The 23,663-nt window shown below is 69.7% G+C and carries 20 protein-coding genes; 7 read left to right on the top strand and 13 right to left on the bottom strand.

All coding sequences use genetic code 11. The features are described from left to right. Positions 1-14: 14 nt before the first annotated feature. The 4 genes from ruvX to RNB18_RS49250 are packed head-to-tail and all read right to left on the bottom strand — an operon-like array spanning position 15 to position 3,913. Positions 15-479 carry a Holliday junction resolvase RuvX gene (gene ruvX, locus RNB18_RS49265; protein WP_311720667.1) on the bottom strand — a complete coding sequence of 155 codons (465 nt, stop codon included), beginning with the start codon at positions 477-479 and terminating at the stop codon, positions 15-17. Then, positions 479-3,151, bottom strand: a complete 2,673-nt coding sequence (gene alaS, locus RNB18_RS49260; protein WP_311720666.1) for an alanine--tRNA ligase — start codon at positions 3,149-3,151, stop codon at positions 479-481. Before alaS ends, ruvX begins: the two co-directional genes overlap by 1 nt. Beyond that, a complete protein-coding gene (locus tag RNB18_RS49255; RefSeq protein WP_057614167.1) occupies positions 3,151-3,477 on the bottom strand; it encodes a hypothetical protein in 327 nt (108 codons plus the stop codon). Before RNB18_RS49255 ends, alaS begins: the two co-directional genes overlap by 1 nt. Before the next feature lie 10 nt (positions 3,478-3,487). After that, positions 3,488-3,913: a DUF948 domain-containing protein gene (locus RNB18_RS49250; protein ID WP_266568994.1), complete on the bottom strand. Its 426-nt coding sequence runs from the start codon at positions 3,911-3,913 to the stop codon at positions 3,488-3,490. Between the two features lie 160 nt (positions 3,914-4,073). Here RNB18_RS49250 and RNB18_RS49245 point away from each other — a divergent pair, with 160 nt between their 5' ends. Beyond that, positions 4,074-6,236 carry an ATP-binding protein gene (locus tag RNB18_RS49245; RefSeq protein WP_311720665.1) on the top strand — a complete coding sequence of 721 codons (2,163 nt, stop codon included), beginning with the start codon at positions 4,074-4,076 and terminating at the stop codon, positions 6,234-6,236. A 30-nt stretch (positions 6,237-6,266) separates the two neighbouring features. Here RNB18_RS49245 and rpsD read toward each other — a convergent pair whose 3' ends face one another. The 3 genes from rpsD to RNB18_RS49230 all read right to left on the bottom strand — a co-directional run bounded on the left by rpsD (position 6,267) and on the right by RNB18_RS49230 (position 9,229). Then, on the bottom strand, positions 6,267-6,881 hold the full coding sequence (gene rpsD, locus RNB18_RS49240) for a 30S ribosomal protein S4 (RefSeq protein WP_037714931.1): 615 nt from the start codon (positions 6,879-6,881) through the stop codon (positions 6,267-6,269). Positions 6,882-7,164: 283 nt separating this feature from the next. Further along, on the bottom strand, positions 7,165-8,520 hold the full coding sequence (locus RNB18_RS49235; RefSeq protein ID WP_062045057.1) for a replication-associated recombination protein A: 1,356 nt from the start codon (positions 8,518-8,520) through the stop codon (positions 7,165-7,167). Between the two features lie 46 nt (positions 8,521-8,566). Beyond that, the gene (locus RNB18_RS49230) at positions 8,567-9,229 is read right to left on the bottom strand and encodes a vitamin K epoxide reductase family protein (RefSeq protein WP_311720664.1); all 663 of its coding nucleotides are present in this window, start codon (positions 9,227-9,229) and stop codon (positions 8,567-8,569) included. A gap of 145 nt (positions 9,230-9,374) precedes the next feature. On the opposite strand from RNB18_RS49230, the gene RNB18_RS49225 reads away from it, so the two are divergent. Genes RNB18_RS49225 through RNB18_RS49210 form a run of 4 tightly spaced genes read left to right on the top strand, consistent with a single transcriptional unit; the run spans position 9,375 to position 12,902 of the window. Further along, positions 9,375-10,241, top strand: coding sequence for an ABC transporter ATP-binding protein (locus RNB18_RS49225; RefSeq protein ID WP_311720663.1), 867 nt, complete (start codon positions 9,375-9,377; stop codon positions 10,239-10,241). Continuing rightward, positions 10,238-11,083 (top strand): ABC transporter permease, encoded by an 846-nt coding sequence (locus tag RNB18_RS49220; RefSeq protein WP_311720662.1) that lies wholly within the window; start codon positions 10,238-10,240, stop codon positions 11,081-11,083. The genes RNB18_RS49225 and RNB18_RS49220 overlap by 4 nt, the downstream gene beginning before the upstream one ends. Further along, the gene (locus RNB18_RS49215; protein WP_311720661.1) at positions 11,080-12,279 is read left to right on the top strand and encodes a sensor histidine kinase; all 1,200 of its coding nucleotides are present in this window, start codon (positions 11,080-11,082) and stop codon (positions 12,277-12,279) included. Before RNB18_RS49220 ends, RNB18_RS49215 begins: the two co-directional genes overlap by 4 nt. Then, on the top strand, positions 12,276-12,902 hold the full coding sequence (locus RNB18_RS49210; RefSeq protein ID WP_311720660.1) for a response regulator transcription factor: 627 nt from the start codon (positions 12,276-12,278) through the stop codon (positions 12,900-12,902). Before RNB18_RS49215 ends, RNB18_RS49210 begins: the two co-directional genes overlap by 4 nt. 57 nt (positions 12,903-12,959) lie before the next feature. Here the strand turns inward: RNB18_RS49210 and hisS are convergent, their stop codons facing one another. Both hisS and RNB18_RS49200 read right to left on the bottom strand, forming a co-directional pair. After that, on the bottom strand, positions 12,960-14,222 hold the full coding sequence (gene hisS / locus RNB18_RS49205; protein ID WP_311720659.1) for a histidine--tRNA ligase: 1,263 nt from the start codon (positions 14,220-14,222) through the stop codon (positions 12,960-12,962). Between the two features lie 12 nt (positions 14,223-14,234). Then, complete coding sequence (locus RNB18_RS49200) at positions 14,235-14,942, bottom strand: MBL fold metallo-hydrolase (RefSeq protein ID WP_311720658.1); 708 nt, start codon at positions 14,940-14,942, stop codon at positions 14,235-14,237. A 180-nt stretch (positions 14,943-15,122) separates the two neighbouring features. Between RNB18_RS49200 and RNB18_RS49195 the strand changes: the two genes are divergently transcribed. Both RNB18_RS49195 and RNB18_RS49190 read left to right on the top strand, forming a co-directional pair. After that, positions 15,123-15,941 (top strand): peptidylprolyl isomerase, encoded by an 819-nt coding sequence (locus RNB18_RS49195; RefSeq protein WP_311720657.1) that lies wholly within the window; start codon positions 15,123-15,125, stop codon positions 15,939-15,941. Positions 15,942-16,073: 132 nt separating this feature from the next. Beyond that, the gene (locus RNB18_RS49190; protein WP_057614175.1) at positions 16,074-17,303 is read left to right on the top strand and encodes a DUF349 domain-containing protein; all 1,230 of its coding nucleotides are present in this window, start codon (positions 16,074-16,076) and stop codon (positions 17,301-17,303) included. Positions 17,304-17,357: 54 nt separating this feature from the next. Here the strand turns inward: RNB18_RS49190 and RNB18_RS49185 are convergent, their stop codons facing one another. The 4 genes from RNB18_RS49185 to secD form a co-directional block, all read right to left on the bottom strand. After that, positions 17,358-19,892, bottom strand: a complete 2,535-nt coding sequence (locus RNB18_RS49185; protein ID WP_311720656.1) for a RelA/SpoT family protein — start codon at positions 19,890-19,892, stop codon at positions 17,358-17,360. A gap of 234 nt (positions 19,893-20,126) precedes the next feature. Next, positions 20,127-20,675, bottom strand: coding sequence for an adenine phosphoribosyltransferase (locus tag RNB18_RS49180; RefSeq protein ID WP_311720655.1), 549 nt, complete (start codon positions 20,673-20,675; stop codon positions 20,127-20,129). Next, positions 20,672-21,778 (bottom strand): protein translocase subunit SecF, encoded by a 1,107-nt coding sequence (gene secF / locus RNB18_RS49175; protein WP_311720678.1) that lies wholly within the window; start codon positions 21,776-21,778, stop codon positions 20,672-20,674. The genes RNB18_RS49180 and secF overlap by 4 nt, the downstream gene beginning before the upstream one ends. Positions 21,779-21,780: 2 nt before the next feature. Next, positions 21,781-23,544 carry a protein translocase subunit SecD gene (gene secD, locus RNB18_RS49170; protein WP_311720654.1) on the bottom strand — a complete coding sequence of 588 codons (1,764 nt, stop codon included), beginning with the start codon at positions 23,542-23,544 and terminating at the stop codon, positions 21,781-21,783. Positions 23,545-23,663: the final 119 nt, after the last annotated feature.

Below are 23,663 nucleotides of genomic sequence, written 5' to 3'. Positions count from 1 at the left end.
TTACCGTACCGCGATCAGACGACCACTTCGACGCCCTCGCCGGGTGCTTTACCTGACACCCGTTCGGATTCCAGCGCCTGCTGAAGAATGATCACGGCGGCTGCCTGGTCGATGACCGATCTGCCCTTTTTGGATTTCACTCCGGATGCGCGCAGTCCCTGACTGGCCGTCACGGTGGTCATCCGCTCGTCGACGAGCCTGACCGGGACGGGCGCGATCCCCCGGGCGAGCTCCTGGACGAAGCCGCGGACCTTGACCGCGGCCGGGCCCTCGCCCCCCTTGAGGGAGCGAGGGAGGCCGACGACGACCTCGATCGGTTCGTACTCCTCGACCAGCTGCTTCAGCCGACGATGAGCTGCCGGGACGTCCCGGCCCGGGACCGTCTCCACCGGAGTGGCGAGGATCCCGTCGGGGTCGCACGAGGCGACCCCGATGCGGGCGTCTCCGACGTCGATCGCGAGTCTGCGGCCCGTGCGCATTACTTGGCCGTCTCCCCGACCATGCGCTCGACGGCGTCCACGGCCTCACCGATCGCGGCCGGGTTCTGGCCACCGCCCTGGGCGACGTCCGGCTTGCCGCCACCGCCGCCGCCGAGGGTCTTGGCGGCGGTCCGGACCAGGTCACCGGCCTTGAGCCCGCGCTCACGGGCGGCCTCGTTGGTGGCGATGACCGTGAGCGGCTTGCCGTTGTTGACCGTGAAGAGCGCGACCAGGGCGGCCCGGCCGCCCTGGATGCGCCCGCGCACGTCGAGGACCAGCTTGCGCAGGTCGTCGGGGGTCGTGCCGTCCGGGACCTGACCGGTGACGACCGCGATCCCGCGGACGTCCTTGGCGGACTCGGCGAGACCGGCGGCGGCCTGGAGCACCTTCTCCGCGCGGAACTTCTCGATCTCCTTCTCGGCGTCCTTCAGCTTGCCGAGCATGGCGGAGACCTTCTCCGGGAGCTCCTCCGGACGGCCCTTGATCAGCTCCTGGAGCTGGGCGACGACGGTGTGTTCACGGGCGAGGAAGTTGTACGCGTCGACACCGACGAGCGCCTCGATACGGCGGACCCCGGAGCCGATGGACGACTCCCCGAGCAGCTTCACCAGGCCCAGCTGGGCGGTGTTGTGCACATGGGTGCCGCCGCACAGCTCCTTGGAGAAGTCGCCGATGGTCACGACCCGGACCCGCTCGCCGTACTTCTCGCCGAACTCGGCGATGGCGCCCTGCTTCTTGGCCTCGTCGATGCCCATGACGTCGGCGCGGACGTCGAGCTCGCGGGCGAGCACCTCGTTGATCTTCTGCTCGACGTCGGTCATCACGGCCGTCGGAACGGCGGACGGGGAGCCGAAGTCGAAGCGGAAGCGGCCGGGCTGGTTCTCGGAACCGGCCTGGGCGGCCGTCGGGCCGAGCGCGTCACGCAGGGCCTGGTGGGTGAGGTGGGTGGCCGAGTGGGCGCGGGCGATGGCCGTACGGCGGCGGTTGTCGATCGAGGCGTGGGCCTTGGCCCCGACGGTCACCTCACCGAACTGCACGACGCCCTTGTGGACGTAGACGCCCGGAACCGGCTTCTGGCAGTCGCGGATCTCGATGACGGCGCCGGAGTCGACCTTGATCCTGCCGGTGTCGCCGATCTGGCCGCCGCCCTCGGCGTAGAACGGGGTGCGGTCCAGGACGATCTCGACCTCGTCGCCCTCGGTGGCGGCCGGGGAGGAGGCACCGTCGACGAGGATGCCGACGATCGTGGACTCGCTCTCGGTGTCCGAGTAGCCGAGGAACTCGGTCTCGCCGGCCTGGTCGGCGATCGCACGGTAGGCGCCCGCGCCGGCGTGACCGGTCTTCTTGCCCTGGGCGTCGGCCTTGGCGCGCTCCCGCTGCTCCTTCATCAGGCGGCGGAAGCCGTCCTCGTCCACGGACAGGCCCTGCTCGGCGGCCATCTCCAGGGTGAGGTCGATCGGGAAGCCCCAGGTGTCGTGGAGCAGGAACGCCTTGTCGCCGGCGAGGACCGTGCCGCCGGACTGCTTGGTCTCCGTGACGGCGGTGTCGAGGATGTTGGTGCCGGCCTTCAGCGTCTTGAGGAAGGCGTTCTCCTCGGCGACGGCGACCTTCTCGATGCGCTCGCGGTCGGTGACGAGCTCGGGGTACTGCTGGCCCATCATGGCGATCACGGTGTCGATCAGGTCGAGCACGACCGGGCCGGTGGCACCGAGCAGGCGCATGTTGCGGATGGCGCGGCGCATGATGCGGCGCAGGACGTAACCGCGGCCCTCGTTGCCGGGGGTGACACCGTCGCCGATGAGCATCACGGACGTGCGCATGTGGTCGGTGACCACGCGCAGGGAGACGTCCGAGTCGTGGGCGTCGCCGTAGGCCACGCCGGTCAGCTCGGTGGCCTTCTTGATGACGGCCATGGAGGTGTCGATCTCGTACATGTTCTGCACGCCCTGCAGAATCATCGCGAGGCGCTCGAGTCCGAGGCCGGTGTCGATGTTCTTGCTGGGGAGCTCGCCGAGGATCTCGAAGTTGTCCTTGCCGATGCCCTCGCCGCGCTCGTACTGCATGAAGACGAGGTTCCAGATCTCCACGTACCGCTCGTCGTTGACGGCGGGGCCGCCCTCGACGCCGAACTCGGGGCCGCGGTCGTAGTTGATCTCGGAACAGGGGCCGCAGGGCCCGGGGACGCCCATGGACCAGTAGTTGTCCTTCATGCCGAGGCGCTGGATGCGCTCCTTGGGCACGCCGATGATCTCGTGCCAGATGCGCTCGGCCTCGTCGTCGTCCTTGTAGACGGTGATCCAGAGCTTCTCCGGCTCCAGGCCGTAACCACCCTTGTCCTGGGGGCTGGTGAGCAGCTCCCAGGCGTACTTGATGGCGCCTTCCTTGAAGTAGTCGCCGAAGGAGAAGTTGCCGCACATCTGGAAGAACGTGCCGTGCCGGGTGGTCTTGCCGACCTCTTCGATGTCGGGCGTGCGCACGCACTTCTGCACGCTGGTGGCGCGCGCCCACGGCGGCTTGACCTCACCGAGGAAGTACGGCTTGAACGGCACCATGCCGGCCGGGACCAGGAGCAGAGTCGGGTCGTCCGCGATGAGCGACGCCGAAGGGACGACGGTGTGCCCGCGCTCCTCGTAGAAGCTCAGCCAGCGGCGGCGAATCTCGGCCGACTCCATCAGTGGTCCTCATTCCGGTTGTACGAATGCGTGGTGTACGTCGTGTTCTCGATGGCGGCGACGCGCCTGGGTGCGGGGAGTTCGGGACTGTCGTGGATACCGAGGGCATCCGTCAGCTCGGCCTCCCGCTGGGCCATGTTGTCCCGGACGTCGAGCGCGAAGCCGACCGCGCGGTCCTTGAGACGAGCACCCGTCTCGACCGCCTTGTTGGCCGCTGTCACGGCGAGGTTCTCGGGGGTCAGCTGCTTCAGCTTGCGATTCACCTTGGTGGTCGCCCAGACACCGGCGGCCACGCCCGTGGAGAACCAGAAAGTACGGCGGAACATCTCTTGAGCCTCAGTCCTTCTTCCCGCGGCCCCGGGAAACCGCCCGGCCCACGATGACGGTACGCCGGGGCGTCTTGGCGGGCACGTCGTCCTTGCGGCCGCTGATCGCGCGGCGCACGCCGTAGCCGAAGGCCGCGACCTTGACCAGGGGGCCGCCGAAGGTGGAGGCGACGGTGGTGGACAGCGCGGAGGCGTTCGACGTGACCTCCTGGACGTCCGAGGCGATCGCGTCGACCCGCTCGATCTGGGTCTGCGCGGAACGCACCGCGGTGGAGGCCTCGGCCAGCAGCGGGACTGCCTGGTCGGTCACGTCCGCCACGAGCTTGGTGGTCGCCTTGAGCGTCTGGGCCAGCCTCGCCAGCGCGACGGCGAGGAAGGAGACCAGAATCGCCCAGAAGACGGCCACCAGGATCCCGGCAACCTCTCCACCGGACACTGTGTGCACCCGCTCCCTGAAACGTGCTGTCTATGAAAAAAGTCTCCGCCGAGCCTATCGCGCCGGGGACGGCGCTCCGCACCGGATAAGCCCTCACCCGCACGCGGGCCGCCCGCAGCGATTGTACGGAGTGAACACGCTTCAGTACGCTCCGTGTTCCATGCGCAGTCATCAGCCGGACGGCACCGAGGTGAACGGCAATCTCTCCCTGGAGCTCGACCGCTTCGTCGGCCGGCGCGCGGAACTGTCGGGGCTGGCACGGGCGCTCGACACCTCGCGGCTGGTGACGGTGACGGGCCCCGGCGGTATCGGCAAGTCCCGGCTCGCGGCGCGGGTTGCGGGCGGGCGGTGCGCGCCGCCCGACGGGGTGTGGCGCGTGGAGCTGGCCGCCGTACGCGATCCGGAGTTCGTCGACCACGCCGTCGTGGAGACGCTGGGTCTGACGGACCACACCACGCGGCTGCCGCGCGAGACGCTCCTCGCGCACCTCGCCGGGCGTCGGCTCCTGCTGGTCCTGGACGGTTTCGAGCATCTGGTGGACGCGTGCGCGGCTCTGGTGGTCGACCTGCTGGGGCAGGTTCCGGGCCTGGCCGTCCTCGCCGTGGGACGCCGACCGCTGGCCGTGGCCGGCGAGCAGGTGTTCGCGCTGGGCCCGCTGAGCGAGGACGAGGCCGTGGAACTGTTCGGGGAACGGGCCGGGCGGCAGGGGGCGACGACCGGCGACGATCCGCACGTACGGGAGCTGTGCCGGCGTCTGGACGGCATCCCGCTGGCGATCGAGCTGGCCGCGGGCCGACTGGGAGCGCTGTCCCCCGGGCAGTTGCTGAAGCGGCTCGACGACCGGTTCCGGCTGCTGACGGGCGGCGGCCGGGACGCCCTCCCCCGCCATCGGACACTGCGCACCGCCATCGGCTGGAGCCATGAACTGTGCACGCCCGAGGAACGGTTGCTGTGGTCGCGGCTGTCGGTGTTCGCCGGGCCGTTCGATCTGGAGGCCGCCGAGTACGTGTGCAGCGGCGACGGTCTGCACTCCGACGACGTCCTCGACGTCCTGTCCGCACTGCTCGCCCAGTCGGTGGTGGCCCGTGAGGAGACCGCGACGGGCGTGCGCTACCGCATGCTCGACACGGTTCGTGCGTACGGCGCCGAGTGGCTGGAGGCGACGGGCGACGCGGTCCGGCTGCGCAGACGGCACCGCGACTGGTTCGTGGGCCTGGCTACCTGGTGCGAGCTGGAGTGGTTCTCCCCGCGGCAGAACGAGGTGGCCGCACGGATCGAGGCCGAACTGCCGAACCTGCGCTGCGCGCTGGAGTACTGCCTGACCGAGCCGGACGGGGCGGAGCTGGGCCGGCATCTCGCCGGCTCCCTCTGGTTCTGCTGGATCGGCTGCGGCCGGCTGTCCGAGGGGCGGCACTGGCTGGAGCGCAGCGTCGAACTGGAGCCCGGCCATGAGCCCGCCCGCCTGAAGGCCCTGTGGGTCCTCGGCCATGTGGCGATCCTCCAGGGCGACACCATGCCGGCGCTGGCGGCGCTCCAGCAGTGCCGGGAGGAGGCGGAGCGCTCCTCGAATGGGACGGCGGTGGCGTACGCCGAGCACCGCACCGGCTGTCTGGCGCTCGTTTCGGACGACATGCCCCGCGCGGAGAGGCTGCTGCGCTCCTCGCTGGAGCGCTACCAGGAGATCGGCGAGCTCAACAGCAACGTGCTGATGGCGCAGGTCGAGCTGGCGATGGCCCGCGCCTTCCTGGGCGATCTGCCGGACGCGGTGCTGCTGTGCGAGGACGTGCGCCAAGTGTGTGAGGACCACGGCGAGCGATGGGCCAAGTCGTACGCGCTGTACGTCCTGGCGTACGCGGCCTGGCGCGAGGGGGACGCGGCACGCGCGCGTGAGCTGCTCACCGACTGCCTGGCCTGCGCGCACGCCTTTCACGACCTGCTCGGCTCGGTCCTGTCCATCGAGCTGCTCGCTCTGGTCACCGTGACCGAGGGCGATCCGGCCGAGGCCGCCGTGCTGCAGGGCGCGGCGGCCGCGCTGTGGCCGTCGGTGGGCCTGCCTCTGTTCGGTTCGGCCTACTACAACGCCCCGAACGAGCTGTGCGCGGCGACGGCCCGGGAGCGGCTCGGCGGCGAACGGTACGAGGAGTGCGTACGACAGGGCCGGGCGCTCGGGCGGGACGCCGCGGTGTCCCGGGCGCTGGGCCGCGCCCGCCCGCCCGAGGGGCTGCCGGCGCCGCGGGGTTCCGTGCGGCACGCGCGCGTGACCCTCGACATGCAGCAACCCGCCGCCTCGCCCACCCGGAAGGGCGGAGAGACGGCGGGCTGAAGTGGTGCGTGTCCTACGGCCTGCCGGTGATCAGCGGGCGTAGTACTCGACGACGAGCTGCTCGTCGCAGATCACCGGGATCTCCTTGCGGTTCGGCTCGCGGTCCAGGCGGAAGGCCAGGGCGCGGAGGTTCACCTGGAGGTAGCGCGGGGTCTCACCGTCGGGGGCGAAGCCGCCCTCGCGGGCGATCGAGAAGAGGGTCTTCTCGCGGCTGCGCTCGCGGACCATCACGACGTCGTCGGGACGGACGCGGAAGGACGGCTTGTCGACCTTCTGGCCGTTGACCTCGATGTGGCCGTGGACGACCATCTGGCGGGCCTGGTAGATCGTGCGGGCGATGCCCGAACGAAGGACCAGCGCGTCGAGACGGCGCTCGAGCTCGATGACCAGGGCCTCACCGGTCTTGCCCTGGGTCTTGGCGGCACGCTCGTAGGCGCGGACGAGCTGACGCTCGGACACGTCGTACTGCGCGCGCAGACGCTGCTTCTCGAGCAGACGGACCTTGTAGTCCGAGTTCTGCTTGCGGCCACGGCCGTGCTCACCCGGCGGGTAGGGACGGGCCTCGAAGTACTTGACGGCCTTCGGGGTCAGCGCGATGCCGAGGGCACGCGACTTCTTGACCTTGGGGCGGGGCTGGTTCGCCACAATCTCTCATCTCTTGGTGTTCGGCTCGTCAGAGTTATGGGAGGTCGCATCCGCAGCCGGGGAAACCCGCCGGGTCCTCGAGGAACCCTGGTGGGCAGCCGCTCCCCTGGTCTGGGCACATATGTGCAGCACGCGAGTGGCCCACCTACCGCGAACGGTGGTGGGCTGCCCGCGACACCATTCGAACGGTGCGCGACGCTCCTGGAACCCCACTGGGGGGTTCCGGCTGACCGTCCCGTTCTGACTGCACGGGACACAGCGCTTCGAGGATTCTACAGGGTGCTCAGGACCGCTTGCGACCGAGGTGCTTGCGGGTCCACTCCACGGCGTCCGCGTACCGGGCCTCGGCGCCGTGCCGGGTGGGTTCGTAGTACTCGCGGTCCTTGATGGCGTCCGGGGCGTACTGCTGCTCGGCGATCCCCTCGGGCAGGTCGTGCGGGTAGACGTACCCCTGCGCGTGCCCGAGTTTGGCGGCGCCCTTGTAGTGCCCGTCGCGCAGATGCGGCGGCACCGGTCCGGCCAGCCCCTTGCGTACGTCCTCCATGGCCGCGCCGATCGCCGTCGTCGCGGCGTTGGACTTCGGGGCCAGGGCGAGGGCGATGGTGGCGTGGCTCAATGTCAGTGCGGCCTCGGGGAAGCCGATCATCGCGACGGCCTGGGCGGCGGCGACCGCTATGGGCAGGGCGTTCGGGTCGGCGAGGCCGATGTCCTCGCTGGCGGAGATCATCAGCCGGCGGGCGATGAAGCGGGGGTCCTCACCGGCCTCGATCATGCGGGCGAGGTAGTGCAGGGCCGCGTCGACGTCGGAGCCCCTGATGGACTTGATGAGGGCGCTGGCCACGTCGTAGTGCTGGTCGCCGTCGCGGTCGTACTTCACGGCCGCGCGGTCGACCGTCTCCTCCAGCGTGGTGAGGGTGATCTCCGGCTCGCCCTTGTCGAGGGCGGCCCCGGCGGCGGCCTCCAGGGCGGTCAGGGCGCGGCGGGCGTCGCCGCCGGCGATCCGCAGGAGGTGGTCCTCGGTGTCCTCGGGGAGGGCGACGGCGTCCTTCAGGCCCCGCTCGTCGCTCAGCGCCCGCTTCAGCAGTCCTCTGACGTCGTCGTCGGTGAGGGGTTCGAGAGTCAGCAGCAGGGACCGGGACAGCAGCGGGGAGATGATCGAGAAGTACGGGTTCTCGGTGGTCGCCGCGATCAGAGTCACCCAGCGGTTCTCGACCGCGGGGAGCAGGGAGTCCTGCTGGGCCTTGCTGAAGCGGTGGATCTCGTCGAGGAAGAGGACGGTCTCCTTGCCGAAGCCGCCGGTGGCGCGGCGGGCGCCGTCGATGACCGCGCGGACCTCCTTGACGCCCGCGGTGATCGCGGAGAGCTCCACGAAGCGCTTGTTGGTGGCCTTGGAGACGACGTACGCCAGGGTCGTCTTGCCGGTGCCGGGCGGGCCCCAGAGGATCACCGAGGACGGTCCGGCGGGACCGCCGCTGCCCTCGCCGACCAGTCGGCGCAGCGGCGAACCCGGTTTGAGCAGATGCTGCTGGCCCACCACCTCGTCGAGGGTGCGCGGGCGCATCCGGACCGCCAGGGGGCTGCCGGCCGGGTCCTTCTCCTGGCGTTCTTCTGCCGCGGCGGTGAACAGATCGGGCTCCACGTTCAAAACCCTATGTCACGCCACTGACAACGCCGTCGGCCGTCGGTCAGGCCCAGAGGCTGTCGCCCCAGCGGGTCAGGATAAGCATGCCGATGATGCCGCAGTGGGTGACCGGCAGGATCCAGGTGAACTCGGAGAGGAAACGCTTGAGCCAGCCCGGGGACGGCAGCAGGTCGTTGCGGATGTTGAACGAGGTCACGTACCAGAACATCGTGATCGTGGCGACCCAGGCCAGCGAGCACCACAGGCACAGCGCGTTGATCCGGTACAGCGACTGGAACTGCAGCCAGGTGCAGAAGGCCACGCCGAAGAGCGTGCCGAAGTTGAAGGTGAGCCAGTACCAGCGCGGGAAGGTGGCGCGGGTGAGCAGGGTCACGCCGACGCAGATGACGATGCCGTAGCAGACGAGGCCGAGCATCGGGTTGGGGAACCCGAAGGCGGCGGCCTGCTTGCTCTCCATCACGCTGCCGCAGGAGACGATCGGGTTGAGGGAGCAGCTCGGCGTGAAGGTCTTGCCGCTGACCTTGCCCTCGAGGATCTTGAACTTGTCGATCGTGATGACCCACGCGGCGAGCAGACCGGCGGCGCCGGTGATCACCAGCAGCAGCGCGAAGGCACGGCTGCCGCCCACCGTCCGGGGCGCGGCGTCGGCGCTCGCCGACGAGGGCTCGGGCTCCGTGGAGACGTCTTTCACTGTGGTCTTGCTCATCACGCCGATCCGTCTGCTTGAGAGTTGGACCTTCTTCGGGCAGAGGCCATTGTGCCGCACCTGGAGGCTTGTCCACCGTTCGATGGACATAAGGAAGTACGCACGGTCGTCCCTGAACGTTCGGTTCCGGCCGATGCTCACATGCATGACCACACACGCGAACGAACTCGCCGTGGACGTTCGGGGGCTGCGCAAGCAGTACGGCGACGTGACCGCGGTCGACGGGATCGATCTCGGCATCCGCAGGGGCGAGGTGTTCGGCCTGCTCGGGCCCAATGGCGCCGGCAAGAGCACCACGGTGGAGATCCTCCAGGGCAACCGGGACCGCGACGCGGGTGAGGTGTCCGTACTCGGCGCGGACCCGGCGCACAGCACGCGCGCGTGGCGTTCAAAAGTCGGAATCGTCTGGCAGGACGAATCCGCGCCCGCCGAGTTGACGGTCGCGGAAACCGTCCGGCATTTCGCCCGCTACTACCCTCGGCCGCGGGACCCGGAGGAGGTCATCGGTCTGGTGGGTCTGGAGGCCAAGGCGGGCAGCCGGATCAAGGCCCTGTCGGGCGGGCAGCGGCGGCGGCTCGACGTGGCGCTCGGTGTGATCGGCGGCCCCGAACTGCTGCTCCTGGACGAGCCGACGACCGGTTTCGACCCGGCGGCCCGGCGTCAGTTCTGGGACCTGATCCGCAAACTGTCCGACGAGGGCACGACGATCCTGCTCACAACGCACTACCTGGAGGAGGCCGAGGCGCTCGCCGACCGGCTCGCCGTGATCTCCCGGGGCAAGGTCGTCGCCGAGGACGAGCCCGCCGCTCTGCGCGAGCGGTACGGCACCGGCGCCACCGTCGAGTGGACCGAGCCGGACGGCGCCCCGCGCGCGGAGCACACCGACACCCCGACCAGGACGGTCGCCGCGCTGATGTGCCGCTTCGACGGCGAGATCCCGGGACTCCAGGTCAACCGCCCCACGCTGGAGGACGTCTACCTCCGGCTCACCGGACAGGAGGACGCGCGATGACCACGACCGCCGTACGGTCCCGGACCGATGCTCGTGCCGGAGGGCTCCCCGGAGTCTGGGGGCTCGGACTGCGGCGGGGGGCCCTGGAGATCAGGCAGTTCTTCCGCCAGCGCGACCAGGTGGTGTTCACCTTCGCCTTCCCGGTGGTCTTCCTGTTCCTGTTCGCGTCGATCTTCAGTGACGACGTGGAGGGGGCGGGCATCAAGGCCTCGCAGCTGTACGTGCCGGCGATGATGGCCGCCGGCATCATGTCGACGAGCTTCCAGTCGCTCGGCATCTCGATCGCCGTCGAGCGGGACGAGAAGGTGCTGCGCAGGCTGCGCGGGACCCCGATGCCGCCGGCGGCGTACTTCCTGGGCAAGATCTGGCTGGTTCTGGTCACCGGCGTTCTGGAGACGGCGATCCTGCTGCTCGTCGGCACGACGCTGTACGACGTCGATCTGCCGTCGGACGCCGGCAAATGGTTCACGTTCGCCTGGATCTTCGTGCTCGGACTCACGGGGTGCGCGCTGCTCGGCATCGCGATCAGTTCGGTGCCCGACTCCAGCAAGAGCGCGAGCTCCGTGGTCGTCCTGCCCTTCCTGGTCCTCCAGTTCATCTCCGGCGTGTACATCACGATCGACACGATCCCCGACTGGATGCTGAACATCGGCGCGCTGTTCCCCCTGAAGTGGATGTGCCAGGGGCTGCGCGGGGTGTTCCTGCCGGACTCGGCGCAGGTCCTGGAGCAGGCCGGCGGCTGGGAGTTCGGGCGCACCGCCCTGGTGCTGGGGGCGTGGTGCGTCGGAGGATTGCTGCTGTGTCTGCTGACCTTCCGGTGGAAGAACCGGCGCGACGGATGAACGGTCCGGCGGACGCCGGGGGCGCGTACTCGTGGGACCGTTCCTTCCGGCTCTGGGACACCTACTTCGCGCTGATCTGGCTGGCCACCCTGGTGTTCGTGCTGGGTGCGGGACACCCCGGGTGGCCGGTCCGCGTCACGGCGGCGGCGCTGCTGGTCCCACTGGTCCCGCTCTTCCTACGGGTCGGGCGCCCCCTGCTCCGGCAGGATCCGCCCGACGCGCGCAAGGCCCTCACCTACCTCGGCACGATGATGGCGCTGTTCCTTCCCTCCGCGATCCTGGTCGGCGAGACCCGGCTGATGACCTTCGCTCTCGTCCCCCAGTGCTTCATGACGCTGCGGATGCGGTGGGCTCCGACCGCCGTGGCGGTGATCAATCTCGCCCCCGTGGCGGGCTGGGCGCTGCTGTGGCGGCCGAGCGAGCAGGACGTCTTCTTCAACGGCCTGTTCGCCGTCGTCACCCTGGTCTTCTCGGTGGCCGTCGGCAGCTATGTCATCCGGATCATCGAGCAGAGCCAGGAACGGGCGGCTCTGATCGCCCAGTTGGACACGAGCCGGCACGAGGTCTCGCGGCTCTCGGCGGCGCACGGGGCACTGGCCGAGCGACAGCGGATGGCCCGGGAGATCCACGACACCCTCGCACAGGGCTTCACCAGCCTGCTGATGCTGATCCAGGCCGTCGAGGCCGAGCTCGACCACGACATGCCGCAGGCCCGCCGTCATCTGGCCCTGATGGACGAGACGGCCCGGCTGAACCTCGCCGAGGCCCGGGCCCTGGTCGCCGACGGCACCCCCGCCGACCTGGCCGGCGCGACGCTGCCGGACGCCCTGTTCCGGCTGACGGCCCGGCACTTTGCGAAGCTCGCCGTGACCGGCCAGGTCCGTCCGCTGCCCGCGGGGGCCGAGGTCGTCGCGCTGCGCTCCTGCCAGGAGGCGCTCACGAACTGCCGTAAACACGCGGGGAGTTCGGCGACCGTGACCATCGATCTCGGCTATGCCGACGAGAGCCTCACGCTGTCCGTGCGGGACGACGGTCATGGCTTCGACCCGGGGGCCGCCCGTGACGGCTACGGTCTGGCGGGGCTCCGTGCCCGCGCCACCGAGGTCGGCGGGACGGTGCGGGTGCACAGCGCGCCCGGCGGCGGCACCACGGTCACCGTTCGCCTGCCCGTACCGCCCCCGAGGAGCTGTTCATGATCCGGATCATCCTGGCCGACGACCACCCGGTCGTTCGGGAGGGCCTGCGGGCGATGCTGAGCGCGGAACCGGACCTGGAGGTGATCGCGGACGCGTCCAGCGGACCGCAGGCGGAGGCGCTGGCGGCTGAACTCCGCCCCGACATCGTGCTGATGGACCTGCGGATGCCGGGCGGCTCGGGCGTGGAGTCGATCGTACGGATGACGGAGGCGGGGCTGCCCTGCCGGGTGATCGTCCTGACGACGTACGAGACGGACCGGGACATCCTGCGGGCCGTGGAGGCGGGGGCGGCCGGTTATCTGCTCAAGGACCTGCCCCGGGGCGAACTGGCGGAGTCCGTACGGGCCGCAGCCCGCGGCGAGACGGTCCTGGCGCCGACGGTCGCCGCCCGCCTGGTCGACCAGCTGCGCACCAGGCCGGAACGGCCCCGGCTCTCGGAGCGCGAGACAGCGGTGCTGCGTCTGGTGGCGGAGGGCTGCACGAACGCGGAGATCGGGCGCAGGCTGTTCATCGGCGAGTCCACCGTGAAGACCCATCTCCTGCGCGTCTTCGGCAAGTTGGGAGTCGACGACCGCACCGCCGCGGTCACCAGCGCCCTGCGGTACGGGCTGCTCGACCAGTGAGGCGCAGGCACCGAAGGGCGCCGGTCTCCTGACCGGCGCCCTTCTCCCGTGGGCCTGTCAACCGAGCCTGGACTCCAGCTCCGCCACGATCTCGTTGACCCCGATCGCCGACTGCTCCCCGGACTCCATGTCCTTGAGCTGTACGACGCCCTCGGCGAGGTCGCGCTCGCCTGCGACGATCGTGTAGCGGGCGCCGCTGCGGTTGGCGTTCTTCATGGCGCCCTTGAGGCCCTTGGAGCCATAGGAGAAGTCCGCCACGATGCCCACCTTGCGGAGCTCGGTGACCTTGGCGAACAGGATCCGGCGGGCCTCCTCCCCCAGCGGGACCGCGAACACACTGGTCGTCGAGGGGAGTTCGAGCTCGACGCCCTCCGCCTCCAGGGCGAGGACCGTGCGGTCGACGCCCAGCGCCCAGCCCACGGACGGAAGGGCCGGGCCGCCGATCATCTCCGACAGGCCGTCGTAGCGGCCACCGCCGCCCACCGCGGACTGGGAGCCCAGACCGTCGTGGACGAACTCGAAGGTCGTGCGGGTGTAGTAGTCGAGGCCGCGCACCAGCTTCGGGTCGTCCTCGAAGGCCACGCCCGCCGCGGTGATCAGCTCGCGGACCTCCTCGTGGTACGCCTTGCAGGCGTCGCACAGGTAGTCGCGCAGCAGCGGAGCGTCCCCGAGCTGCTTCTGGACCGACTCCCGCTTGTCGTCGAGGACCCGCAGTGGGTTGATCTCGGCGCGGCGGAGCGTGTCCTCGTCGAGGTCCAGGCCGCGCAGGAAGTCCTGGAGCGCGGCCCGGTACACCGGACGGCACTCCTTGTCGCCCAGGCTGTTGAGCAGGATGCGGAAGTTGCGCAGCCCCAGCGAGCGGTACGCCTGGTCGGCCAGGATGATCAGCTCGGCGTCGAGCGCCGGGTCCTCCGCACCGATCGCCTCGGCGCCGACCTGCGAGAAGTGCCGGTAACGGCCCTTCTGCGGACGCTCGTAGCGGTAGTACGAGCCGGAGTACCAGAGCTTGACCGGCAGGTTGCCCGTCTTGTGCAGGTTGGCCTCCAGCGCCGCGCGCAGGACGGAGGCCGTGCCCTCGGGGCGCAGGGCCAGCTTGTCGCCGCCCTTGGTCTCGAAGGCGTACATCTCCTTGGTCACGATGTCGGTGGACTCACCGACCCCGCGCGCGAACAGCTCGACGCTCTCAAAGCCGGGCGTCTCGATGTAGCCGTAGCCGGAGGCGCGCAGGGGCGCGGCGATCGCCTCACGGACCGCCAGGAACTTGGCGCTGTCCGGCGGGATCAGGTCGTACGTGCCCTTGGGGGCCTGAAAGGTGCTCACGGAAGTCTCTCGTCACATTCCTCGTCGGGGAGCCTCGGAGGCTCCCTGGCCGGAGGCCACTTGCCGCAGATACGGGTTGGTGGCGCGCTCCTGGCCGATGGTCGTCTGGGGGCCGTGGCCGGACAGCACCACGGTCGAGTCGTCGAGCGGCAGGCACACGCGGGCCAGCGAGTCGAGCATCTCGGCCGTGTCACCGCCGGGCAGGTCGGTGCGTCCGATGGAGCCGGCGAAAAGCAGATCCCCCGAGAAGAAAACCGAGGGAATCTCGGCCGTCTCGGGCATCCGGAAGGTCACCGACCCCTTGGTATGGCCCGGCGCGTGCGCGACGGACAGCTCGAGGCCGGCGAGCTCCAGCCGCGCACCGTCGGTCAGCTCCTTGACGTCGTCCGGCTCCCCCACGGTGATCTCGCCCATCAGCGGCATCCCGATGGAACGCCCCAGACCCATCGACGGGTCCTTCATCATGTAGCGGTCCTCGGGGTGGATCCACGCGGGTACTCCGTGCGCGCCGCACACGGGGACGACCGAGGCCACGTGGTCGATGTGGCCGTGGGTGAGGACGACGGCGACGGGCTTGAGCCGATGCTTCTTCAGCGTTTCCTCGACTCCCTCGGCGGCCTGGTGGCCCGGGTCGATGATCACGCACTCCTCACCGGCGGCGGGGGCGACGAGATAACAGTTCGTCCCCCAGGCCCCGGCGGGGAACCCGGCAATGAGCACGATCGTCCTCGGTTTGTCTAGATACGGGCGGTCTTCCGGGCGGCTGCCCCAGTGGTCAGAGCCTACCGGCGCTGCCGATTCCTCAGCGAACCCATATACGGTACGGGGCACACGCAGGCGGTCGGTTCATAGGACGCATGCGTACCGGTCGGCGTACGAGACGCATGAGGAGAGAACCCCGTGGTCACCCAGGAACAGCGGAAGCGGCAGCTCGCGCGGGAGAAGTTCTTGCGGCAGCAGCAGCGGCGCACGGCCGCGCGCCGCAAGGCCCGTGTACGCAACTCTGTGATCGCGTCGGTGCTCGGCGTGGTCCTGGTGGGCAGCCTGGCGCTCTACACGTCCGGTGTCATGAAGGACGACGACAAGGCCAGCGCGAGCGCGGAGACCACTCCCAGCGCGGCGCCGACCAGCAAGGCGCCGGACCCGTGCGACAAGGCCGCCGCCGGCAAGGTCAAGACGGAGACCTGGAAGAAGGAGCCGGCGATGTCCATCGACAAGTCGGCGAAGTACACGATGAAGCTGGCCACGACCTGCGGTGAGATCGACATCGCGCTGAAGACGTCGGCGGCCCCGCACACCGTGAACTCGTTCGACTTCCTGGCGAACAAGGGCTTCTTCGACCACACGAAGTGCCACCGGCTCACCACCAACGGCATCTACGTCCTGCAGTGCGGCGACCCGACGGGCTCCGGCAGCGGCGGACCGGGCTACACCATTCCGGACGAGAACCTGAAGGACAAGAGCCTCAAGAGCAACGTCTACCCGGCGGGCACCGTCGCGATGGCGAACACCGGGCAGGCGCACACCGGCGGGAGCCAGTTCTTCCTCGTCTACCAGGACAGCCAGCTCCCTCCGAGCTACACCCCGTTCGGCACCATCTCGGAATCCGGTATGAAGGTGCTGAAGAAGATCGCCGCGGCCGGTGAGAGCACCGGCGCGGGCGACGGCGCGCCGAACGCGACCGTCGTGATCAACAAGGCGACGGTCAGCAAATCCTGACCGCCAAGTGCGAAATTTCGGTCGCGCGGGATGCGGACAGGCAACCCGCCGGTCGCCTATGTTGGCCGTGACGAAACTGTGGACGATGCCCGGGGGCGCTGGAGCCTCTCGGCATCATGTGGAGGAGGCGCTGTGAGCAGCGACCCGTGGGGCCGCGTCGACGAGACGGGGACCGTGTACGTGCGTACGGCCGACGGCGAGCAGGTCGTCGGTTCCTGGCAGGCCGGCTCCCCCGAGGAAGCCCTGGCCTACTTCGAGCGCAAGTACGAGGGCCTGGTTGTCGAGATCGGCCTCCTCGAGAAGCGAGTGAAGACCACCGACCTGTCGGCGAAGGACGCTCAGGCGGCCATCGACCACATCCGCGAGCAGGTCGACGCGCATCACGCGGTCGGCGACCTGGACGCGCTCAAGGTGCGGTTGGACAAGCTCGTGGAGACCGTCGACAAGCGCCGCGAGGAGCGCAAGCAGCAGCGCGCGAAGCAGTCCGACGAGGCCCGGCACGCCAAGGAGGCGCTGGTCGTCGAGGCGGAGGAGCTGGCCCAGTCCGACCAGTGGCGGGCCGCCGGTGAGCGGCTGCGCGCGCTGGTGGACACCTGGAAGGGTCTGCCCCGCCTGGACCGCAAGTCGGACGACGAGCTGTGGCACCGCTTCTCGCACGCGCGCTCGGCGTTCTCCAAGCGCCGCAAGGCCCACTTCGCGTCGCTGGACGCGCAGCGCGAGGACGCCCGCAGGACCAAGGAGCGCCTGGTCGGCGAGGCCGAGGCACTGTCCGGGTCGACGGACTGGGGTCCGACGGCGGCGCGCTACCGCGAGCTGATGGCCGAGTGGAAGGCGGCCGGCCGCGCCCAGCGCGAGCACGAGGACGACCTGTGGAACCGCTTCCGCGGTGCCCAGGACGTGTTCTTCGCCGCCCGCAGCTCGGTCTTCGCCGAGCGGGACGCCGAGCAGACCGAGAACCTCAAGCTGAAGGAGGAGCTGGCCGAGGAGGCCGAGAAGCTCCTGCCGATCGGCGACTTGAAGAGCGCCCGCGCCGCCTTCCGCGCGATCAACGAGCGCTGGGAGGCCATCGGCCACGTCCCGCGGGACGCCCGGCCGAAGGTCGAGGGCCGGATGCACACCGTCGAGCGCGCCCTCCAGGAGGCCGAGGAGACCGAGTGGCGCCGGACCAACCCGGAGGCACGCGCGCGTGCCGCGGGTCTGACCGGCCAGCTCCAGGCCGCCGTGGACAAGCTCAGGGGCCAGATCGACCAGGCACGCGCCCAGGGCAACAACGCCAGGGCCGACAAGCTGGAGCGTGAGCTGGAGGGCCGCCAGGCACTCCTGGACCAGGCGCTGAAGGGTCTCCAGGAGTTCGGCGGCTGAGGCCGTAGGTGAAAGGGCCCCGCACCTTGGGTGCGGGGCCCTTTCACATGTCTTCTACGACCGGTTCCGCGCCGAGGTCACGCGATACACGTCGTACACGCCCTCGACTCCCCTGACCGCCTTCAGGACGTGACCGAGGTGCTTCGGGTCGCCCATCTCGAAGGTGAAGCGGGAGGTGGCGACGCGGTCGCGGGAGGTCTGGACGGCCGCGGAGAGGATGTTGACGTGCTGGTCCGACAGGACGCGGGTGACGTCGGAGAGGAGTCGGGAGCGGTCCAGGGCCTCGACCTGGATGGCGACCAGGAAGACCGAGGACTGCGTGGGCGCCCACTCGACCTCGAGGATGCGCTCGGGCTCGCGGGACAGTGAGTCCACGTTGACGCAGTCGCTGCGGTGAACCGATACGCCACTACCACGGGTGACGAAACCGATGATCGGGTCGCCCGGGACGGGTGTGCAACAGCGGGCCAGCTTGACCCACACGTCATCGACGCCCTTGACGACGACGCCCGGGTCGGTGTTGGAGCGCCGCTTGCGACGGCCGCGGCTCGGCGGGACCGCCTCGTCGATCTCCTCGGTGGCCGCCTCCTCGCCGCCGAGCGCGGAGACGAGTTTCTGCACGATGTTCTGCGCGGAGACATGCCCCTCGCCGATCGCCGCGTACAGGGCGGAGATGTCGGAGTACCGCATCTCGTGCGCGAGCGTGACGAGCGAGTCGCCGGTGAGGATGCGCTGGATCGGCAGGTTCTGTTTGCGCATCGCCCGGACGATGGCGTCCTTGCCCTGCTCGATCGCCTCGTCGCGGCGCTCCTTGGAGAACCAGGCGCGGATCTTGTTGCGCGCCCGCGGCGACTTCACGAAGTTCAGCCAGTCCCGGGACGGACCGGCCCCGGGTGCCTTGGACGTGAAGACCTCGACGAGGTCGCCGTTGTCCAGGGTCGATTCCAGCGGTACGAGGCGGCCGTTGACCCGGGCCCCTATGGTGCGGTGGCCCACCTCGGTGTGCACCGCGTAGGAGAAGTCCACCGGTGTGGCACCGGCCGGCAGCGCTATGACGTCGCCCTTGGGGGTGAAGACGAAGACCTCGTTGCGGGAGAGGTCGAAGCGCAGGGACTCCAGGAACTCGCCGGGGTCCTCGGTCTCCTTCTGCCAGTCGAGGAGCTGGCGCAGCCACGCCATGTCGTTGAGGTGGTCGTCCTTGCCGGTGGTCCGCGGCTGGTCCGAGCGCACCTTGGAGGTACCGGCGACGGCCTCCTGCTTGTACTTCCAGTGCGCGGCGATGCCGTACTCGGCGCGGCGGTGCATGTCGAACGTACGGATCTGGAGTTCGACCGGCTTGCCGTTCGGCCCGATGACCGTCGTGTGCAGCGACTGGTACATGTTGAACTTGGGCATCGCGATGTAGTCCTTGAACCGGCCGGGGACCGGATTCCATCGCGCGTGCACGGTGCCGAGGGCGGCGTAGCAGTCGCGGACGGTGTCGACGAGGACTCGGATGCCGACCAGGTCGTAGATCTCCGCGAAGTCGCGGCCGCGGACGATCATCTTCTGGTAGACGCTGTAGTAGTGCTTCGGTCGCCCGGTGACGGTGGCCTTGATCCGGGCCGCGCGCAGGTCGGACTGCACCTCGTCGGTCACTATGGCCAGGTACTCGTCGCGCTTGGGCGCCCGCTCGGCCACCAGCCGTACGATCTCGTCGTACATCTTGGGGTAGAGGATCGCGAAGGCGAGGTCCTCCAGCTCCCACTTGATGGTGTTCATGCCGAGGCGGTGGGCGAGCGGAGCGTAGATCTCCAGCGTCTCGCGCGCCTTCTTCTCCTGCTTCTCCCGCTTCAGGTACCGCATGGTGCGCATGTTGTGCAGGCGGTCGGCGAGCTTGATGACCAGGACGCGGGGGTCCTTGGCCATCGCTACGACCATCTTGCGCACGGTCTCGGCCTGCGCGGCCTCGCCGAACTTGACCTTGTCCAGCTTGGTGACGCCGTCGACGAGCAGGGCCACGGAGTCGCCGAAGTCGCGGCGGAGCTGGTCGAGGCCGTACTCGGTGTCCTCGACGGTGTCGTGCAGCAGACCCGCCATGAGGGTGGCCGGGTCCATGCCGAGCTCGGCGAGGATCGTGGTCACCGCGAGGGGGTGGGTGATGTAAGGGTCGCCACTCTTGCGCTTCTGGCCGCGGTGCCAGCGCTCGGCGACCTGGTAGGCCTTCTCGATCTGGCGCAGCGTCGCCGTCTCGATCTTCGGGTCGTTGCTGCGCACTATCCGCAGCAGGGGCTCCAGGACCGGGTTGTACGGGTTGGAGCGCTGGACACCGAGGCGGGCGAGACGGGCGCGGACGCGGTTGGAGGAGCCGGTACGGGCGGGCTGGCCCGCGTTCGGACGGGCGGCGGGGGTCGGCGACGTGGAGCGCTCGGGAGTGGCGGGCTTGGGCCGGGGTGGTTCGGCCGGCTTGTCGACGGGCGCCGACTGGGCGTGCTCGACCGGCCCGCGGGCGTCGTTCGTCGCGCTCTTCGCGTCCAGCGCGGGCTTGGCCGCGGGCGCCGAGGCGGGCTCGGGCTTGGCGGCGGTGAGTGGCTGGGCCTCGTCTGGCAAGAGGACTCCTCGTGCGCGATCCGGGTCCCCGGTCAGGCTCCGGAGACCCCATGGTAGCGATCCTGCGCCCGGGGATCGCCTTCAGCCCGATGTGAGAGACGTCTACACGTGCAACAAGAGGGGCTCTCGCATGATTCCTGAGGTGGCCCGGGTACCGCGGCGGACAGTGCCCGGCTCACCTGCGAACGGCCGTCCCCGAAGAGGGACGGCCGTTCGTGCGGGGCTTGCTGGGGGTCAGACCTTGAGGAGTGACTCCAGCGGGGCTCCGGCCAGGGCCGGCTCCAGGCGGGCCCGGCCGCCCAGGAAGCCCAGTTCCATCAGGACCGCGAGGCCGGCGACCTCGGCGCCCGCGCGGCGGATCAGCTCGATCGAGGCCTCGGCGGTGCCGCCGGTGGCCAGGACGTCGTCGACGATCAGGATGCGGTCGTCGGCGGACAGGTCCTCCGCGTGCACCTCGATCTCCGCCGAGCCGTACTCCAGGTCGTACGCCTGGCTGAGGGTCGCCCCGGGGAGCTTGCCCGCCTTCCGCACGGGGATGAAGCCGAGACCCGCGCGGATCGCGACGGGGGCGCCGAGGATGAACCCCCGGGCCTCCAGGCCGACCACCTTGGTGGCGCCGGTGCTCGCCGCGACCGCCGCAAGAGCGTCGGTGAGCGCCGAGAACGCCGCCGGGTCCGCCAGGAGCGGGGTGATGTCCTTGAACATCACCCCCGGCTCCGGATAGTCGGCCACATCACGGATACGGCTGAGCAGCAACGAGGTGATGTCGGTGAGCTCGGTCATCGGCGCTTCCCCGAGGGACGGCCACGGCCCCGGCCCCGGGAGGCGGGCTGGGTGCGCGGGCCGACGACCGCGGGGGCGGCGTCGTCGTCCGGCTCGTCGGAGACGGGACGCGCGTCGGCCATCTCCTCCTCTACGGACGCCTGGGCACGCTTGGCCAGGACCCGCTTCCTGAGGGCCTTCATCGCCGGCTCGCGCTCCTTGAGGTCGGCGACGAGCGGCGTGGCGATGAAGATCGAGGAGTACGCACCGGCGGCGAGACCGACGAACAGCGACAGCGAGATGTCGTTGAGCGTGCCCGCGCCGAGGAAGCCGCCACCGATGAACAGCAGGCCCGCCACCGGCAGCAGCGCGACCACCGTGGTGTTGATCGAGCGGACCAGGGTGCTGTTGATCGATCGGTTGGCGATGTCGCTGTAGGTCCAGCGGTTCTGCTTGGTGATGTCCTTCGTCTGCTCCTTGAGGGAGTCGAAGACGACCACCGTGTCGTAGAGCGAGTAACCGAGGATGGTCAGCAGACCGATCACCGTGCCTGGCGTGACCTCGAAGCCGACGAGGGCGTAGATGCCGACGGTGATCGTGATGTCGTGGATCAGGGCGACGAGCGCCGCGATGGCCATGCGCCATTCGAAGGCGATCGCCAGATAGATCACGACGAGGACCATGAAGATCGCCAGACCCTGCCAGGCCTTGTTGGCGATCTGGTCGCCCCAGCTGGGTCCGACCAGGTCGGCGGCGATGGTCTCCGGGTCGACCTTGAAGTCCTTCGCGAGGTCGTTCTTGATCTCGTCGGACTGCTTGGTGTCCATGCCGGCGATCTGGATGCGCAGCGTGTCGTTGCCGAGCTTCTGCACGACGGCGTCGTGACCGGAGGCTTCCTTCGCGTAGTCCTCGGCCTGGGAGACCGAGACGCTTGTCTTCTCGGTGGTGAAGACCGCGCCGCCCTGGAAGTCGATGCCCATGTTGAGGCCACGTACCGCGAGGCCCAGGATCGCCGTGATGGTGATCAGGATCGAGATGCCGTACCAGAGCTTGCGGTGACCGATGAAGTCGTAGCTGATCTCGCCACGGTGCAGTCGGGCGCCGAGGTTGCCGAGTTTCGACATGCTCACGCCTCCTTCGTCTCAACGGGGCCGGAACGGCGGGTGCGGCGCAGCGGCGGCTTGGCACCCAGACTCTTCGGGTCGAGGCCGGACCACTTGCTGCCGCTCGCGAAGAACTTCCGACGGGCCAGCAGCGTCATCAGCGGCTTGGTGAAGAAGAAGACCACGACGACGTCGAGCACGGTGGTCAGACCGAGTGTGAACGCGAAGCCCTGGACCTTGCCGACCGTCACGGTGAACAGCACCGCGGCGGCGAGGAAGGACACGAAGTCGGAGACCAGGATGGTGCGCCGGGCACGCGGCCAGGCCCGCTCGACGGCGGGGCGCAGCGAGCGTCCCTCGCGGATCTCGTCCCTTATGCGTTCGAAGTACACGATGAACGAGTCCGCGGTGATACCGATGGCGACGATGGCACCGCACACGGCCGGCAGGTTCAGCGCGAAGCCGATGGCCGGGCCGAGCAGCGCCATGAGCACGTAGGTGAGGATGCCGGAGACGAGCAGCGAGGCCATCGCGACGAGGGACAGGCCCCGGTAGTAGGCCACCAGGTAGACGACGACCAGGAGGAGTCCGATGGCGCCGGCGAGGAGACCGGCGTGCAGCTGGTCACCGCCGAGCGCCGCGGTCACCGTGGTCACGCTCTGCTCCTGGAAGGAGAGCGGGAGAGCGCCGTACGACAGCATGTTGGCGAGGTTCTGGGCCTCGTCCTGCGTGAAGCTGCCGGAGATCTGGGCGCTGCCGCCGGTGATGGAGTTCTGCACGTACGGGCTGGAGACGACCTCGCCGTCGAGGACGATGCCGAACTCGTTCTGCGGCTGGGTGTTCTTCGCGAGCTGGCCCGTGATGGCCGCGAACTTCTTGGAGCCCTTGCCGTTGAAGGTCATGGTGACCTGCCAGCCGGCGGCGGTCTGGGTGTCGAAGACCGCCTGGGCCTTCTTGACCTCGGTGCCGTCGACGGCGGCCGGGCCGAGCAGGTACTTGTACCAGACGCCGGAGATCTCGCCGCAGCCCAGGGTGGTGTCGGCCGGCTTGGCACCCTCGCCCGCGGTGGTGCGCTGTGCCTTCTTGGAGCAGTCCAGAGCGGTGTACTGGGCCTGGAGCTTGGCCTGGGCGGAGGAGGTGTCGGTGCCGCCGGTGGCGGGGGCCGACGGGGACGCGGAGCTCGACGCGCTCGCGGACGCCGACGGCGTGGAGTCCGCCTTCAGCGCGTCGGTGACGGCGCGGCCCTGCGAGGTGGCGGAGGCCGACGGGGAGGACGACGAGGTCGCCTTCTCGCCCGTGGAGCCGGACTTGCTCGCGGAGGGGCTCGGGGACGCGGTCGAGGAGCCGCTCGCGGACGGGCTCGGCGAGGTGGCCGCGGCGCCGCCGGTGGCCTCCTGGGCCAGGACCGGACGGAAGTACAGCTTGGCGGTGGTGCCGACCTGGTCGCGGGCCTCCTTGGAGTTGGTGCCCTTGGGGATGTTCACAATGATGTTGCGATCACCCTGGGTCTGCACCTCCGCCTCGGAGACGCCCAGACCGTTGACACGACGGTTCATGATCTCGACCGCGGTGTCCATGTTGGCCTTGTTGATCGCGGACCCCTGGTCGGCCTTGGCCTCCAGCGTGATGCTGGTGCCTCCGGCAAGGTCGATGCCGAGGCGCGGGGTGGTGTGTCCGGAGAGGAACATTCCACCGGTGAGCGCCACGATGGCGATCAGGATCAGGGCCAGCGCGCGCCCTGGCTTGCTCTGGGCACTCGCGCTCCGGCCCCTTTTAGGTGCTGCCACCTTCTCGTACTCCCTCTCGGGCCGCTCTCGCGCCGGATCGGCGGGCGGGCGGCCATGACTGGTGTCGGGATCCCGTGCGAGCCGCGCAGGTCCGGGCCGCGCGGAGCTGGTCCGCGCGC

The organism is Streptomyces doebereineriae, from assembly GCF_031845645.1.
Taxonomy (GTDB): Bacteria; Actinomycetota; Actinomycetes; order Streptomycetales; family Streptomycetaceae; genus Streptomyces; species Streptomyces canus.
Note: the sequence above shows the minus strand (reverse complement) of the source record. Positions and strands in the feature narration are given on the sequence as shown.

Coding starts and splice junctions, on each gene's coding strand:
- ruvX (WP_311720667.1), bottom strand. CDS start 479: ATGCGCACGGGCCGCAGACTCGCGATCGACGTCGGAGACGCCCGCATC.
- secF (WP_311720678.1), bottom strand. CDS start 21,778: ATGTCGAAACTCGGCAACCTCGGCGCCCGACTGCACCGTGGCGAGATC.
- alaS (WP_311720666.1), bottom strand. CDS start 3,151: ATGGAGTCGGCCGAGATTCGCCGCCGCTGGCTGAGCTTCTACGAGGAG.
- RNB18_RS49230 (WP_311720664.1), bottom strand. CDS start 9,229: ATGAGCAAGACCACAGTGAAAGACGTCTCCACGGAGCCCGAGCCCTCG.
- RNB18_RS49210 (WP_311720660.1), top strand. CDS start 12,276: ATGATCCGGATCATCCTGGCCGACGACCACCCGGTCGTTCGGGAGGGC.
- RNB18_RS49225 (WP_311720663.1), top strand. CDS start 9,375: ATGACCACACACGCGAACGAACTCGCCGTGGACGTTCGGGGGCTGCGC.
- RNB18_RS49255 (WP_057614167.1), bottom strand. CDS start 3,477: ATGTTCCGCCGTACTTTCTGGTTCTCCACGGGCGTGGCCGCCGGTGTC.
- RNB18_RS49180 (WP_311720655.1), bottom strand. CDS start 20,675: ATGACCGAGCTCACCGACATCACCTCGTTGCTGCTCAGCCGTATCCGT.
- RNB18_RS49220 (WP_311720662.1), top strand. CDS start 10,238: ATGACCACGACCGCCGTACGGTCCCGGACCGATGCTCGTGCCGGAGGG.
- RNB18_RS49215 (WP_311720661.1), top strand. CDS start 11,080: ATGAACGGTCCGGCGGACGCCGGGGGCGCGTACTCGTGGGACCGTTCC.
- RNB18_RS49245 (WP_311720665.1), top strand. CDS start 4,074: ATGCGCAGTCATCAGCCGGACGGCACCGAGGTGAACGGCAATCTCTCC.